This window comes from Gimesia chilikensis, from assembly GCF_007744075.1.
GTDB classification, from domain to species: Bacteria; Planctomycetota; Planctomycetia; order Planctomycetales; family Planctomycetaceae; genus Gimesia; species Gimesia chilikensis_A.
This window is the reverse complement of sequence record NZ_CP036266.1, coordinates 5,739,970-5,754,321: the sequence shown is the minus strand read 5'-3', so window position 1 is coordinate 5,754,321 and position 14,352 is coordinate 5,739,970. Positions and strand designations below refer to the sequence as shown.

General features: G+C 53.4%; 12 protein-coding genes. 5 read left to right on the top strand and 7 right to left on the bottom strand.

The window, feature by feature from the left end; all coding sequences use genetic code 11:
• Positions 1–42: 42 nt before the first annotated feature.
• Positions 43–1,416, bottom strand: coding sequence for a dipeptidase (locus HG66A1_RS21730; RefSeq protein ID WP_145188937.1), 1,374 nt, complete (start codon positions 1,414–1,416; stop codon positions 43–45).
• A gap of 123 nt (positions 1,417–1,539) precedes the next feature.
• On the opposite strand from HG66A1_RS21730, the gene lhgO reads away from it, so the two are divergent.
• The 4 genes from lhgO to HG66A1_RS21710 all read left to right on the top strand — a co-directional run bounded on the left by lhgO (position 1,540) and on the right by HG66A1_RS21710 (position 5,502).
• Entirely contained in the window at positions 1,540–2,739 is a 1,200-nt protein-coding gene (gene lhgO, locus HG66A1_RS21725) for an L-2-hydroxyglutarate oxidase (protein ID WP_145188934.1), read from the top strand.
• 15 nt (positions 2,740–2,754) lie between these two features.
• Positions 2,755–3,930 (top strand): glycosyltransferase, encoded by a 1,176-nt coding sequence (locus tag HG66A1_RS21720; RefSeq protein WP_145188931.1) that lies wholly within the window; start codon positions 2,755–2,757, stop codon positions 3,928–3,930.
• A 63-nt stretch (positions 3,931–3,993) separates the two neighbouring features.
• Entirely contained in the window at positions 3,994–4,362 is a 369-nt protein-coding gene (locus HG66A1_RS21715; RefSeq protein WP_145188929.1) for a hypothetical protein, read from the top strand.
• Positions 4,363–4,812: 450 nt separating this feature from the next.
• Positions 4,813–5,502 (top strand): hypothetical protein, encoded by a 690-nt coding sequence (locus HG66A1_RS21710; protein WP_145188926.1) that lies wholly within the window; start codon positions 4,813–4,815, stop codon positions 5,500–5,502.
• A gap of 156 nt (positions 5,503–5,658) precedes the next feature.
• Here HG66A1_RS21710 and HG66A1_RS21705 read toward each other — a convergent pair whose 3' ends face one another.
• The gene (locus HG66A1_RS21705) at positions 5,659–6,786 is read right to left on the bottom strand and encodes a hypothetical protein (protein WP_145188923.1); all 1,128 of its coding nucleotides are present in this window, start codon (positions 6,784–6,786) and stop codon (positions 5,659–5,661) included.
• Between the two features lie 170 nt (positions 6,787–6,956).
• Positions 6,957–7,505, bottom strand: a complete 549-nt coding sequence (locus HG66A1_RS21700) for a hypothetical protein (protein WP_145188920.1) — start codon at positions 7,503–7,505, stop codon at positions 6,957–6,959.
• A 204-nt stretch (positions 7,506–7,709) separates the two neighbouring features.
• On the opposite strand from HG66A1_RS21700, the gene HG66A1_RS21695 reads away from it, so the two are divergent.
• Positions 7,710–8,825, top strand: coding sequence for a hypothetical protein (locus HG66A1_RS21695; RefSeq protein WP_145188917.1), 1,116 nt, complete (start codon positions 7,710–7,712; stop codon positions 8,823–8,825).
• Here the strand turns inward: HG66A1_RS21695 and HG66A1_RS21690 are convergent, their stop codons facing one another.
• From HG66A1_RS21690 to thrS, 4 genes are all read right to left on the bottom strand, one after another.
• A complete protein-coding gene (locus HG66A1_RS21690; protein WP_145188914.1) occupies positions 8,826–9,338 on the bottom strand; it encodes a hypothetical protein in 513 nt (170 codons plus the stop codon).
• A gap of 195 nt (positions 9,339–9,533) precedes the next feature.
• On the bottom strand, positions 9,534–10,079 hold the full coding sequence (mug, locus tag HG66A1_RS21685) for a G/U mismatch-specific DNA glycosylase (protein ID WP_145188911.1): 546 nt from the start codon (positions 10,077–10,079) through the stop codon (positions 9,534–9,536).
• A gap of 34 nt (positions 10,080–10,113) precedes the next feature.
• On the bottom strand, positions 10,114–11,481 hold the full coding sequence (locus HG66A1_RS21680; protein WP_145188908.1) for an aspartate aminotransferase family protein: 1,368 nt from the start codon (positions 11,479–11,481) through the stop codon (positions 10,114–10,116).
• A gap of 459 nt (positions 11,482–11,940) precedes the next feature.
• The gene (thrS, locus tag HG66A1_RS21675; RefSeq protein WP_145188906.1) at positions 11,941–14,121 is read right to left on the bottom strand and encodes a threonine--tRNA ligase; all 2,181 of its coding nucleotides are present in this window, start codon (positions 14,119–14,121) and stop codon (positions 11,941–11,943) included.
• Between the last annotated feature and the right edge of the window lie 231 nt (positions 14,122–14,352).

The following is a 14,352-nucleotide window of genomic DNA, read 5'->3' as shown; positions in this document are numbered from 1 at the left end:
CTTGCGCCTGAATAAATTTCAGCAAGCAATCTGCGCTGAAATTCAAACCTGAATGTTCGCCAGTTCCTGCCAGAGCAGGGCACTGGCCAGGGTTCCCTGACGGAAGGCTTCGAGGGAGAAACGTTCGTTGGGGCTGTGCAGGTTATCGGTATTCTGTCCCCAGCCTAAAAGCAGCGTTTCGACGCCCACCAGCGACTGGAATGTTTCGACCACCGGGATTGAGCCCCCTTCACGAATCATGACCGGAGCCGTTCCGAAAGCCTGTTCAATCGCAGTACGGGCAGCCGCCATGTAGGGGCTGTTGAAATCAAACACGAGTCCCTTGCAGCCGTGATAATCGATGAACTTCATGGTGAGTCCCGCCGGCAACTGTTCGAGCAGGAACTGCTCCAGTGCTCTGGTCAAGGCGGCTGGATCCTGATCGGGAACGAGTCGGCAACTGATTTTAACGCGCGCCTGGGCTGGTACGATTGTCTTCGGACCTTCACCCGTATATCCGGAGACCATGCCATTCACATCGCACGTCGGTCGTGCCCAGCGGCGTTCCAGTGTGCTGAACTCTGCTTCCCCTGAAACTGCTTTGACACCCAGGTCCGACATGAATTTCGCTTCATCAAAGGGCAGGGCAGCGAACTGGTCACGTTCTTCCTGCTGGAGCTCGATGACGTTGTCGTAGAAGCCGGGAATCTGGACGCGGCCCTGGTCATCGTGCAGAGCAGCTACCATGCGGGCCAGACCGTTAGCAGGATTGGTGACCGCACCGCCAAACACGCCGCTGTGCAGATCCTGTCGCGGGCCGTTGACAATCACTTCGCAGGCGAGAATTCCCCGCAGTCCGTACGTGATCGCCGGGATGCCCGGGGCATACTGGCTGGTGTCGCTGATCACCGCGATATCGCAGGCAACCAGATCCTTGTTCTCTGCCAGGAAGCGATCGAGGTTGTCGCTGCCGACTTCCTCTTCACCTTCAATCACGAAGACCACGTTGACGGGAAGTTCTCCCTGCGTCTTCATCCAGGCTTCGACCGATTTAATGTGTGTATACATCTGCCCCTTGTCGTCGGTCGCACCGCGGGCATAGACATGACCATCGCGAATATCGGGTTCGAAGGGGGGCGTCTGCCATTGATCGAGCGGATCGGGGGGCTGCACGTCGTAATGACCATAGACAAGGACTGTCGGTTTCCCCTCTGCTTTTTTCCAGGAGCCGTAAACAATCGGATGTCCCGCGGTTTCGATGATTTGGCTTTCCAGACCAGCGGCTTCCATCTGTTGCTGGACAAATTCAGCTCCCCGCCGGGTTTCGGCTTTGAGAGTTGAGTCGGCACTCACACTGGGAATTTTTAAAAACTCAACCAGTTCTCCGACGAACCGATCCTGATGTTGCTCTAAATAATCGCGAACATGCTCAACCATTGTTTTCCTGTAACCCCGATCCTGCTAAGTTATGATAAACATGAAGGTGAGAGAGATTCAGTGATCTAATTATCGAATTCCGAGTATATGTTGCCGGCAACCATTTGAGTATAGAAGTCATCCATGAAAAATGCAGATGTCGCAATAATTGGTGGGGGTATCGTCGGGCTGGCGACCGGCTGGCAGATCACGCAACGCTTTCCCCAGACCTCTGTGTTGATCCTCGAAAAAGAGAACGAACTGGCCCTGCATCAGACAGGACATAACTCCGGGGTCCTGCATTCGGGAATCTATTACAAGCCTGGTTCGCTGCGTGCTATCAACTGCCGCGAAGGCATCAAAGCGATGAAAGCCTTCTGCACTGCCGAGGAGATTCCCTGGGACGAGTGCGGCAAAGTGATCGTGGCTGTCGACGAAAGCGAGTTCGGTGCCCTGGACAATATTTTTGAGCGGGGACAGCAGAACGGGGTCGTCTGTGAAATGATCGACGAGGCCCGGCTCAAAGAATACGAACCGCATGTGGCAGGCATCCGTGGGATTCATGTTCCCGAAACAGGCATTGTCGATTACAGGCAGGTGGCGGTCCGGCTGGGTGAGCGAATTCAGGAAAAGGGACATCTGATCCAGACCGGTGCGGAGGTCGTCGGGATCAAGCATCATGCGGATGGCATTACCCTGCAGACCAGAGCCGGTGACTTTACCGCGAAACAGGTCATCAACTGTGGCGGACTGTTCAGCGACCGGGTAGCCCGACTGGGGGGCGCCCATCCCGATTCTAAGATTGTCCCGTTCCGGGGGGAGTACTATGAACTCAAGCCGGAAGCGGAGCACCTGTGCAAATCACTGATCTATCCGGTCCCCAATCCGGAGTTCCCCTTTCTGGGAGTACACTTTACCCGAATGATTCATGGCGGCGTGGAATGTGGTCCGAATGCCGTCTGGGCCTTCGCCCGTGAGGGGTATACGAAATCAAACATCAATCTGCGTGACCTGCTGGAAGCAGCCACCTATCCCGGCTTTCTCAAGATGGCCTGCAAATACTGGAAGACAGGTCTGGGCGAAATGTGGCGTTCCTTCAGCAAGCCTGCGTTTGTCGAAGCGCTGCAGCGGTTGATCCCCGAGATCCGGTCCGAGCATCTGGTCGCTGCTCCAGCGGGTGTGCGGGCGCAGGCACTCGGCCCCGATGGATCGCTGGTCGACGATTTTCTGATCGACGAATCCGATCGCATGATCAATGTGTTAAACGCCCCCTCGCCGGCAGCGACATCTTCGCTCCGCATCGGTCAGTCGATTGTTGATCTGCTCGCCCCCCGGATTCAATAACGGAAAGTTCCCGCGATGACCGCCACGCTGATCACCATCTGGGGCTATGCGACGCTTGTCTTCTGGCTTGTTCTGCTGGGACCATCACTGGTGACAATGCTGCAGAAACAGATCTCCCGCTGTGTGAACCGGACCGCGATTCCTGACCAGTGGCCGCGGATTTCAGTGATAGTGCCCGCAAAGGATGAAGCAGCGACAATCGAAGTGAACCTGAATTCCCTGCTGGCCTCTGACTATCCCAATCTCGAAATCATCGCGGTCAATGATCGCTCTACCGATGAGACCGGTGCAATGATGGAGCGGATCGCTGCACAGGCTGCGGCAGAGAACCGGGTCCAGATGCAGGTCCTGCACATCGAAGAACTGCCGGCTGACTGGCTGGGGAAATCCCATGCGATGCACCAGGCGGCCCAACAGGCTACCGGAGAACTGCTGCTGTTTACCGATGGGGATATTATCTTTTCGCCGCAGGCTATTACGCATGCGACCCGAATTTTTGTGAGTCAGCAGCTCGATCATCTGGCGCTGCTCCCCCGACTGGCACGGGGAGGCCTGTTCGAGCGGGCCTTCGTCACTTACTTCGGCTTCCTGCTTGCCTCGGGAACATTTTTCTGGCTGATCCCGACTCGCTGGAAACATGCTTATGTGGGTATCGGTGCTTTCAATCTGCTGAAGCGATCGGCCTATCAGGCGACAGGCGGTTTGGAAACGATTCGGCTCGACGTACTGGATGACATCAAGCTGGGAAAGCTGATCAAGCAGAGTGGTTATCATCAGGATGTCTATCTGGGCATTGACGAACTCCAGGTCCGCTGGCAGCCCTCAGCCTGGGCAGTGATCACCGGAATTGAAAAGAACGCCTTTGCCTCGCTCTACTATTCGGTTCGCAGACTTTGTTTTGTCACAACGCTGTACGTTCTCTTTTTTCTGGTACCGTTCGTGATGCCCTTCCTGTTTCCCCTGGCAGAGACGGTCGGCTTTCTGGCGACACTCATGTTGCTGCACCTGACTTACGGGCTGCTGGGCTGGATCTTTTCGTCCGGACTGGCAATCACCCCGTTTCTACTCTACGCCTCGCTGGCACTCACGTTTGCCTTCTGGCGTTCCGCCTGGATCACGCTGAAAAACGGAGGCGTCCGCTGGCGCGATACGATCTACCCCCTGGATCTGTTGAAGCGGCATCTGTATTGAAAGGGATCAGTTCAGAGCCATTGAAGACATTAGCTTCAGGGGACAATTTCGGGAATCATTCAAATGCAACTCACCGAGTATTGTCGAAGAGGCATATTTTCACCTTGTAATCAAGAGGCCGAGGATCAATTACGATCCAGGTATCCTGATGATCCACTTCTTCTCAATTTCATTTCGTTGAATAACGATGATGATTATTCTGGGCTTTGGGATTTGAAAGTGTTTCATAAAATCAATAGACTTTGTGATTCCATGATTGATGATTACGAAGAAGAAGTGATTGAACCAGATCAGCTGTATTTAATCGTTAGGCTGATAGATCAAGAGTATCAAAATGTGAGTTCTCCTTCGCTTAAGATCTTTTTTAAGTCATTCAGAGAATTGCTGGAGAAAGCCATTAAAAATCAAAAACCGGTCTTCTTTATTTTTTGACTATGATGGCCATTCGGTGGATATCAGCATGAGATGTCGGCTAAATCCAACTAAAGCGACATCGTAACTGGGCAAAATAAAATGAGTCCAGGAAACGCTCTCTAATTCGTGCTTACTTATCAACCAACGTTGATCCCATCCATGATATTGCGCGATCAGCGATCTGACTGTCTGCCCGGCGTTCAGCCCGGGGTCTGTTTCTGCCCTGCCGAAAATCTATCCGACACGCATTAAGCTGAGAAAACACCTGCATTTCGTACAACCTGTATGACTGGCACGGAAACTGCTTTTCCATTTCAGACAATGCAGGCTTCCTCAAGCAGATTGCTGACGAGCGAGGGAGCGACCTGAAGATACATCAGATTACAGTGAAGTCAATTTGCTCATAAGTGGCCCGCTCAGACGTCAGTGAGGACAGGGTCCGCACTAAGGAAAGCACAGGAGAAAATCATGTCTTTAATGAAACTCAGTTCTGCAACAGCACTGGCCGCTCTGGTTCTCGTCGGTTGCCAGACCAATTCCGAATCGATCGAAGAAGCCCGTAAGGAAATCGATAAGGCGAAACAGGAAGGTCAGCAGCAGGTTGCGGAAGCCAAACAGGATGCGGAAGAACGCGTCCACGAAACCCGCCGTGTCGGCACTGAACAGATCCAGGAAGAAATGAAAGAGCTGGAAGAAGCTCAGCGCGAAGGGGAAGATCCCGAAGAGATCAGTGAAGAACGGCACGATGTAGAAAAGGCCAAACGTGAGCTGGATAAAGCTCTGGCAGCAGCACAGATGGCAGCCAAGCAGGACGTTCAGGAAGCAAAGAAAGAAGCTGACGAACGTGTTGCCGAAGCACGTAAGAATCTTGCTCAGACCAAAGTCGATGCTCTGAAAAACGCCAACGAACGCATCGCTGCGATTCAGAAAACCATCAGCCAGGAAAAGAAAGATGTTGTGGAAGCGGAAAAGCAGGTTGCTGAAGCGAAGCAGAAACTGGAATCGGCCAGCGATAAAGAAAAGGCCGATGCCCAGGATGATCTGAATGGCGCTCAGGAATCGCTGAAGGCACAGCAGGAAGATGTTACTGAAGCTGAAAAGCGTCTCAAGGAAGCACAGGAAGAATTAAAGAAAGTTGAAAGTCTGATCGACGCCTAGTCCTGGTCCTTTAGACTTTAGGCACGAGGGCTGGCTTAATGAGTCGGCACTGACTGCCTGTCAATGTCAGAAACGTTGAACCACTGGTGCAGCCTGACTGACACGACCTCCCGTCCCCCGGATCAATAATGGTCCGGGGGATTTTTTTGTGGCATGCTAAAAAATGTACAACTGAGTGTCTGGTAAAGTTTTTTTTAGTTTGGCGACTGCGTTCAGCGGGAAAAACGGAGTTCGATCCAACGCCAGAAATTTCAGGTTCTGCATCCTGTTGAAACTGGAGATGGAATGGTCGGTAATATTTCCCCACTTGATCGTGATATTTTTCAGGGAAGAAATGCTGGCCAGTTGCTGAATCGTCTCATCTTCGATATTAGTGCCGACAAAGATAATCTCTTCCAGTGCAGGGAGTGAAGTCAGTAGAGCTGTATCCTCAGCTTCGAAGCAGGCCATTTCCACATAGATGCGTTTTAATTGTTTCTGGGAAGCGATCCAGGAGAACAGCTCCCGATTGATCCGGGAGGTGCGCGAACTCGATCCACTCATAGAGACGCCGTCGCCCATCAGGATTAGCCGCGTGCCATGCTGATGTAGTCCAATGAAAATACCGGAACCGGCATCATCTAATTCCAGGTCCTGTTCCACTGAATTCTGATTGTCAGACAGGCTGACGAACTGAACTGGTAAATCTAAGAGACTGATTGTCGAATCTACGTTTGTTTGAGGTAACAGTTTTCTTAAGCTTTTGCCTGCTGTCAAAGGGAGAAACCGGTTTTTTTCCAGGTTCAAATTCTCCAGATTCTGCATCTGAGCGAATAGAAAAATAGAGCGGTCCGTAATACCGCAGTTCCGAAACGTGACCCTCCGCAGTGCGGGGAGTTTTAACAGGTGGAAGACGGTTTGCTCTCCGGCATTCGTATTGATTAACGTAATTTCTTCCAGTGTCTTCAACTGCTCCAGCTTCACGGCAGCGTTTTCATCCAGGTAAGCAATTTCGAGATGTAGTTTGTGTGGCTGCTGCTCGACGATCCACTCGAATACGTCTTCATTGATACGGGAAGTCTGGATGATCGATTGCCCCCGTTTCGTTCCTCGGCCTGTCACCCGTAGGGATTTTTGCTTCAGATCCCTGCTGATACGCAAACCCAGACCTGGAAATTTCGGGATGCCCGGCTTCGCCAGTGGTTTGGATTTGGTGACCGGCTGTGGGTCCGATTTTATGAGTAGCAGGCCGCCGATGGCGACGACACATAAAAGTGACCCCGCTGCAAGCAGTTTGGGTTTCATCTTCACACCTCCAGAAAATAAGCATGATGAATGAGGGCGATGTTGAAGCGTGAAATTGGGAAGAAAAAAAGAGTTCCCAAGCAGACAATTATAACAGGACTGAAACTGATTACTGAAACCGATTTCAATTTTGTTGTAATGGGGGCCGACGATGGAGTTCTCTTCCGTGTTTATTTACAGGATTTATTGAATTCATCCTTCGATAGAACGAAATACTCCGCGTTGGGCTGTGCCTGTCTCAAGGCTTCACAGGCTTGCGATGCTTCCGCTTCTGTTTCGGCTTCGTAGACGTAATAAGTTCCATGTTGACTGTCGGTTGTCATGGCGTAGTATTGGCCCGTTTTCCGGTAAGCACATCGGCTTTCGATTAAACCAAAGCGGGCATCCAGAAACCGGACCAGGGGGGCTATTGCTGAGATGACTTTCCAGTCTGCAGAACTACTTTCCGGCTCAGTAAAGTCGGTCTCAATAAAGACATTATCCGAGTCCTGCATCCCGGAACTCACAGTCAACACAAATCCCTGATGATCACAGACACAATACCAGTTGAGATTTGGGTGTGGATAGGCGATGGGGGTGCCTGTTGTATCCGGGGGCAGGGGAAGGGCGTCGGTCAATCTGGCAACGGGATAAAACAGAATGACATCCTGCCTGATCCCATATGAGATCAGGTTCCGCTCCAGCCGATCAATAAAATCTGCTCGTGTGACCCATTCCATGATTGTCTCTCTACTTCGAATTGTCAGGTATGTCTGGATAGTTCAAGGATATCAGAACCACGGGGGAATTGTAGCCACTGGCTGTTTTGGTCTCATCAGACAGCGCATGATCTGCTATACTCCAGAGATCGTTATATCACATGCTCGTGCAGCCTCGTGTTGCAGTTCTTTGAACCTGTTTCTTTCGATTGCAGCTCAAAAGATATGAAGTATCAAATCAAGAAATCTGCCACTCTTTCAGTACTGTTTTCTATCCTGGTCATCGGCGTCTTGACAGTATCCGCCCAGGTGACGTTTCCCAAGCAGGAGAAACCGCAGGGCGCGCCGTTGAAGACGGACGTGACTGTGACTCTGTTAATGGAAGCCGACGGTTCGGCGCTGTATGCCCAGCAATGGGGGCAGACGTTTCGGGATCTGGGAATCTCCATTCGCACCCGACGTGCCGTGCTGGATGATAAACCATCCGTCGAGGAAAATGTGAGGGGGACTCTAAGGGAGGTGAGAGTCACCGGTACTCTGGATCGTAACGGTGTGATTCAGTTTCCTGGACGCAAGTTTGCCCGTAACGAGGTCGCCCGCCTCAAAGAATGGATTAATGAGCTGAGAGTCTATGGTGCCCAGGGATCGCCTGACAGTAAACCACTGTGGGGACTTTCGAATGCACAGTTCAAAAATGTCTTTGCTGCCCTCTCTGAAGCAACACCAGTAAACCTCCAGGGCCTGACCCTGGATCAGGCGGTTCGCAAGCTGGAGTTCCCGGGTTCGCTGCCAGTCCGCTTTGACCTGGAAGCACAGAAACGTTTTTCGCAGATACCCGCCGGTGATACGATTTCAGCTGATCTCAGTAAACTGTCCAAAGGGACGGCACTGGCGATTGCCCTCAAACAGTATGGCCTGGCCTTTCATCCCTCACGTACCCCCTCGGGCTCGCTGGAACTGCTGATCACTCCCTGGGAAGCCACAGAGTCTCCCTGGCCGATTGGCTGGGAACTGAAACTGTCCCGCCAGAAAACTGCGCCCCGCTATTTTGAATTGATTCCGGTCGAACTCAGCAATGTCCCCCTGCGTGATGTTCTGGTAGCCGCGTCCAAGGCCTCAGAGATTCCCATGCTGCTCGACGATTATGAGGTTCAGCAGAAACAGATCGACGCTGATGAAATCAAAGTCAACGTTTCCAAGAAGCGGACGACCTGGGGTATTCTGATTCGCGATGCCATCGGCGGAACCGGGCTGGTACGAAAGCTGGTTATCGACGAACGCGGGCAACCCTTCGTCTGGATTACCGCCTTTGAGCCCCGCGTGCAGTCACCGAAGCCGTAATCAGGATTTCTCTGCTGCCGGTGCGGGAGGCGGGGGTGTAGTCCCCGACTTACGAACAGGCTTGGGCTGCAGCTTCAGTTGAGGCGGTGCAGGTAGCTTCGATTTGGGAGCAGGCTGTGGGGCAGGGGGAATCGACATGGGACCATTGGCACTTACCGACGGCGCGGATTCGATGACTGGTTGCTGTTCCACGAGCATGCCCGCCTGGGTGATACCATCATAGGTGTCTGAGACGGGCATATTTTCCCGTACGAGATCCGGACGTACGTATTTCAGGTTCCGGCCCGGTGTCACGCCGTACTGCCAGTGAAACAGAGAGACCTGGGACGCCTTGTAAGGAAAGTGCTCCCGTTTCTGAAAGAAGATCGCCGGAGCCCGCAAGGTGTTGTAGTCGATCCAGAAGCTGGACAGGCTATACCGTTTGCGATGCACGCAACCCTGCTGACTCAGTACAGCCGCGGTGAGCAGCAGCAGTACGATTCGATGCCAGCGAAATTTCGATTGACGATGCATGCGACAGACCTGTGGGATTCGGAACCGTTCCGGACCGGAGCGGGAGGCAGACGGATAATACCTGCGCAGTTTCCCTGACCGGTTTAATGTTATTCATCGTCGATATAAATCGGCTGGATTCAGCCAAATCCCGAGAGGAGAACGACTTGGTATCGAAAAGGTTTTCGATATCGTAAGACAGGTAAGATGGGTGGACTATTTCCGCCACATCCGCGAGAAGATCTTGCCCAGTTCCGGGAGCTGATAGTGGGCGTTCAACCCGCTGGGGTTCGGCAGCACCCAGACGTCGGCTTTCCCGATCTGGCGTTTCTGCAGTCCGAGCTGCGCATCTTTCTGCTGAAACGCTTTACGGTAGGAGGTGATCCCCAGAAAGACGACCTTCTGCGGTCGGTACTTGATGACTTTTTCCGTGAGAATCCGGGCTCCCTCGTAGAGCTCTTCTTTCGAGAGTTCGTCGGCCCGTTTGGAGGCTCTGCTGACAATGTTGGTCAGCCCACCACCCCGCTTGAGCAGTTTATAGTCTTCGAACGGGGAGTAGAGCCGTTCGGTGATTTTCCCCCGATGCATTGCAGGCCAGAAGCGGTTGCCGGGCCGGGCAAAGTGGTGCCCGACCGCGGCTGAATACAGACCTGGATTAGTCCCGACAAACAGGGCTTTCAGCCCCTCTTCAATCAGATCGGGAAGCTGCTTATGGATGGCCTGTTCGACCTCCTCGGCGGTTGGCTTCCAGATTTCTTCCATGCTACACAGACTCCCTGTTGCGTCAGGCGGGACCTCAATCGATCAAACCGTCATTCCGCAATGCGTCAATAGCACGTTCAAATGCATTGACTGTGAAATCGATGTCTTCGTCAGTATGCGAAGCGGTTGTCATCGCTCCCCAGCCGAACCAGTCCACGCCGTTCAGCAGCAGAGCACAACGGAACGCGTGCCCCAGTCGGGCATCATGCTTTCGGTCCAGCTTATCAAAGTCATTGTCATACGGAACGAACGAATCGTCTTCCGGCCGCGGGCCGTCGTAGCCGGGGAAGACTTTGATGATTGAGAACTGGCCGTAGACAGCCCAGTTCACATTCTTGCGGGTGAGGACTTCGTTCATACCCCTGCGCAACTTCGCTGCACTTTCATTCGCCTGGCGACAGGGTTCACCGGTGGCAACTTCTTTCAGGACGGCGATCCCGGCGGCGGCGGAGAGCGGGTTGGCATTATAGGTGCCGGGGTGTTTCATTTTCTGGCCGAAGGGGTTGTCGAAGGCAATCGCCTGCATCAGGTCGGCCCGTCCTGCCAGACAACCTCCCGGCAGACCACCGGCAACGATTTTCGCGAGTGAAGTCAGGTCCGGTACAATGCCACAGACTTCCTGCATACCCCCGGGGGCCACACGGAAACCACTGATGACTTCATCCATGATCAGCAGTACGCCTTTATCTGCGGTCAGCTGGCGAAGTCCCTGCAGGAATCCGTCTTCCAGGGGAACCACACCCCAGCGGCTGCCGGTCGCTTCCACAATGATACAGGCCGGGTCATGTTCGTCGATCGTACGTTCAACCAGTTCCAGATCATTGGGACGAATGATGACCAGTTCGTCGGAGACCCCATTTGTGACGCCGGGCATCGAGTAGCTTTTGTCATCGTGGGGAGGCTCTGAGGCCTGGGTGAGCAGATCATGCCAGCCGTGGAAGTGGCCGGCGAACTTGATGACTTTGGTCTTACCGGTGGCGATCCGTGAGACACGCAGGGCCATCATGGTCGCTTCAGTACCGCTGCTGGTAAAGCGGAGCATTTCACAGGAAGGGACCAGTTGGCGGACCAGTTCGCCCCATTCGAGTTCGAGTTCGTGACAGGCTCCGAAATGGGTTCCTTTCGCGACCTGTGCCTGCACCGCTTCGACCATCGCCGGGTGGCTGTGTCCCAGGATCAACGCACCGTGGCCGCTCCAATAATCGATGATGTCGTTCCCATCGACATCGTATTTGTGGGCACCCTGAGCGCGGTCCACGTAGATCGGGAACGGTTTCATATACCGTCCGTCGTGGGTGACTCCGCTGGGGAAGAGTTCACATGCTTTCTTGTAATCTTGTGCAGAGGTTGGAAATTTCGCAAAAAAGTCAGCTTCAATCTGCTGTCCCACGGCCTGGCTCATGGTGATGTACTCACAAAATCAGGAAAGAAAATGTTCTGAAGCAATCTCAGAACCGGGAAGAGCGGAAGTCATTTCTTAAAGAAAGTCACAAATCCGCATAGCGCATTTTATAACGGATTTGGGGTGAAATATCAAAGAGTCTGCGTAATCAAAAGTAGGGGCGGATCTATGTGCCCACCCGCCTCGTTGGTTTCAAATTTGATATGGGGTGAAGGGAAACAGAGCAATCGCACGAATTTCCTCCAGACCACGTTTCAGAAAACGGGCAGCCACACAGGGCAGCCCCTACGATTTCTAACTAATACTCGTGGATAAATACAGGTAATGCAGGCTTGACTTCACACCCCGGGATGCTTCTGAGAAATGGCTTCTACATCTCAGAACAAAAAGTGTAAATAGCACGGGCGGACCCATGTGTCCGCCCGTGCTACATCAATCAGAATAATACCGATACCGGGCTTAATACTCATTAGCCTGTTCGGTCTGACCTTCCAGGGCTTCGAACGTATTTTCCGCAACCTGACGGACGCGGCGTTCTTCGACCTCTTCCTTCAGCTTGGCAATCGCGTCTGCTAAAGGTATCGGACCCAGGTCACCGTCGATGCGGTCGCGGACAGCGACAGCTGTCTGTTCGGCCTCTTTGGGACCAACGATGAACATGTAAGGAATCAGTTCCAGCTGGGCATCGCGGATCTTCGCGTTGACCTTGGAGCTGCGGGTATCGACCGAAATCCGGAAGCCGTTCTGTCGCAGTTGAGCAGCGACTTCGTTGGCGTAGTCCAGTGTCTTGTCGCTGACGGGCAGGACTCGAATCTGTTCCGGAGCCAGCCAGAGCGGGAATGCACCGGCGAAATGCTCGATCAGCATCCCGGTAAAACGTTCCATTGAGCCGAACGGGGCCCGGTGAATCATCACGGGACGATGCGGATGGTTATCCGAGCCGGTATATTCCAGCTGGAATCGCTCAGGCAGGTTGTAGTCCAGCTGTACGGTTCCCAGCTGCCATTCACGTCCGATGCAGTCCGAGACCATAAAGTCGGCCTTGGGACCATAGAACGCGGCTTCCCCTTCGCATTCGGTGTAGGACATGCCGGAATCGGCGAGTACCTTCCGCAGACTGTCTTCGGCGTGTTGCCAGTTCTCTTCGCTGCCCACGTACTTATCGCTCTTCGGGTCACGCAGCGAGAGCTGTACACGGAAGTTGTCCAGACCGACCGAGGCCAGCACGAATTTTACCAGTTCCAGTGTGGCCCGGAATTCGTCTTCAACCTGCTCGGGGGTGCAGAAGATGTGGGCGTCGTCCTGGGTCAGACCCCGTACACGAAGCATCCCGTTGAGTTCCCCGGTCTGTTCATGACGGTACACGGTTCCGAATTCCGCCAGACGGACGGGTAGATCGCGATAGCTGCGCGGCATTGCCTGATACATCTTTGCATGGTGCGGACAGTTCATCGGCTTGAGCAGGAACCGCTCATGCTTGTGTTCCCAGTCCTTGAGAATTTTGAGTTTCTCTTCCCGGCTTGCACCAGGGGGAAATTCGAAGTCGCAGTTCATGACCCGCGAGGACTGGAACAGAGTCTCTTCCTGCTCAGCGGAAAGGTCGTCTTCTTCCAGTTTACGCACCCAGAAGTCGACGAGCTGGCCGGCGTCGTGGCCGAACAGCGGAGCGAACTGGGAATCGCGGTAATAGGGGAAGTGCCCACTGGTTTCGTAGAGTTCCACACGACCGATGTGCGGCGAGTAGACGGGCTGATAACCCAGGCGGGTCAGTTCCACCTTGATGAAATCTTCGAGGACCGCACGGATGGTCGCCCCTTTGGGCAGCCAGAGGCAGAGTCCCTGGCCGACTTCGGGATTGATCTGGAACAGGCCCAGCTTTTTCCCCAGCACACGGTGGTCGCGGCGTTTGGCTTCTTCCACCTGTTCCAGGTATTTTTTCATGTCCTTCTTGCTGAACCAGGCAGTGCCGTACAGACGCTGCAGCGGTTTATTGCCGGCGTCTCCCTTCCAGTAGGAACCCGCGATCGAGAGCAGCTTGAAGGCTTTGACTTTCCCCGCATCGGGAATGTGCGGACCGCGACAGAGATCGACAAATTCACCCTGGCGATAGAAGCTGAGCTGCGGATGATCGGCCAGACCGGTGGCGATATGCTCGGCTTTGGATGACTGGTGCATCTCATTCACGAAGGAGATGGCTTCTTCCCGGTCGAGCGAGAAGCGTTCAAAGGGCTCTTCTTCCTTGATGATCTTCTTCATCTCTTCTTCGATTTTGGGGAAGTCATCTTCGCTGATGGTGTGTTCCAGGCCAAAATCGTAGTAAAAGCCGTGTGGCAGAGTGGGACCGAAGGCCAACTGGATATCGGGCCAGAGCCGCATCACCGCCCGTGCCATGATGTGGGCACAGGAGTGTCGCATCACGCCGAGTGCTTCGGCGTCCCGCTCGGTGAGCAGGCGGAGTGAGATTTCATTGGAGTCAGAGATGTCCTTCAGAGGGCGGAACGCATCACAAATGGTTCCGTCCACTTCCGCGGCGACGACCGCATTGGCCAGCCGCTCCCCAATTGACTGGGCGACATCGAGTGCTGAACTGTTTTCGGGAAATTCCTTTACACTTCCATCGGGTAACTTGATCTGAATCATTCGATTTTTTGAACTTCTTCTAAAGTCGGAACCACCACAGTCGCCGTTACAAAGGGCTCACTGATCAGGCAGTTCGAAAGAGGTACGGTCTTTATATTCGACAGGCACAGCCCGCGTCAATGTTCGCAGTTTTGCAGGCAAAATGTGCGAATCTAGTGAAATTGATATGATCGGTCAGACAGGTCGCCCGACTCTTCCAATCAGCAGTTTTTTTCACAGAAAGTGTTCTGG

Coding starts and splice junctions, on each gene's coding strand:
- HG66A1_RS21730 (WP_145188937.1), bottom strand. CDS start 1,416: ATGGTTGAGCATGTTCGCGATTATTTAGAGCAACATCAGGATCGGTTC.
- lhgO (WP_145188934.1), top strand. CDS start 1,540: ATGAAAAATGCAGATGTCGCAATAATTGGTGGGGGTATCGTCGGGCTG.
- HG66A1_RS21720 (WP_145188931.1), top strand. CDS start 2,755: ATGACCGCCACGCTGATCACCATCTGGGGCTATGCGACGCTTGTCTTC.
- HG66A1_RS21715 (WP_145188929.1), top strand. CDS start 3,994: ATGCAACTCACCGAGTATTGTCGAAGAGGCATATTTTCACCTTGTAAT.
- HG66A1_RS21710 (WP_145188926.1), top strand. CDS start 4,813: ATGTCTTTAATGAAACTCAGTTCTGCAACAGCACTGGCCGCTCTGGTT.
- HG66A1_RS21705 (WP_145188923.1), bottom strand. CDS start 6,786: ATGAAACCCAAACTGCTTGCAGCGGGGTCACTTTTATGTGTCGTCGCC.
- HG66A1_RS21700 (WP_145188920.1), bottom strand. CDS start 7,505: ATGGAATGGGTCACACGAGCAGATTTTATTGATCGGCTGGAGCGGAAC.
- HG66A1_RS21695 (WP_145188917.1), top strand. CDS start 7,710: ATGAAGTATCAAATCAAGAAATCTGCCACTCTTTCAGTACTGTTTTCT.
- HG66A1_RS21690 (WP_145188914.1), bottom strand. CDS start 9,338: ATGCATCGTCAATCGAAATTTCGCTGGCATCGAATCGTACTGCTGCTG.
- mug (WP_145188911.1), bottom strand. CDS start 10,079: ATGGAAGAAATCTGGAAGCCAACCGCCGAGGAGGTCGAACAGGCCATC.
- HG66A1_RS21680 (WP_145188908.1), bottom strand. CDS start 11,481: ATGAGCCAGGCCGTGGGACAGCAGATTGAAGCTGACTTTTTTGCGAAA.
- thrS (WP_145188906.1), bottom strand. CDS start 14,121: ATGATTCAGATCAAGTTACCCGATGGAAGTGTAAAGGAATTTCCCGAA.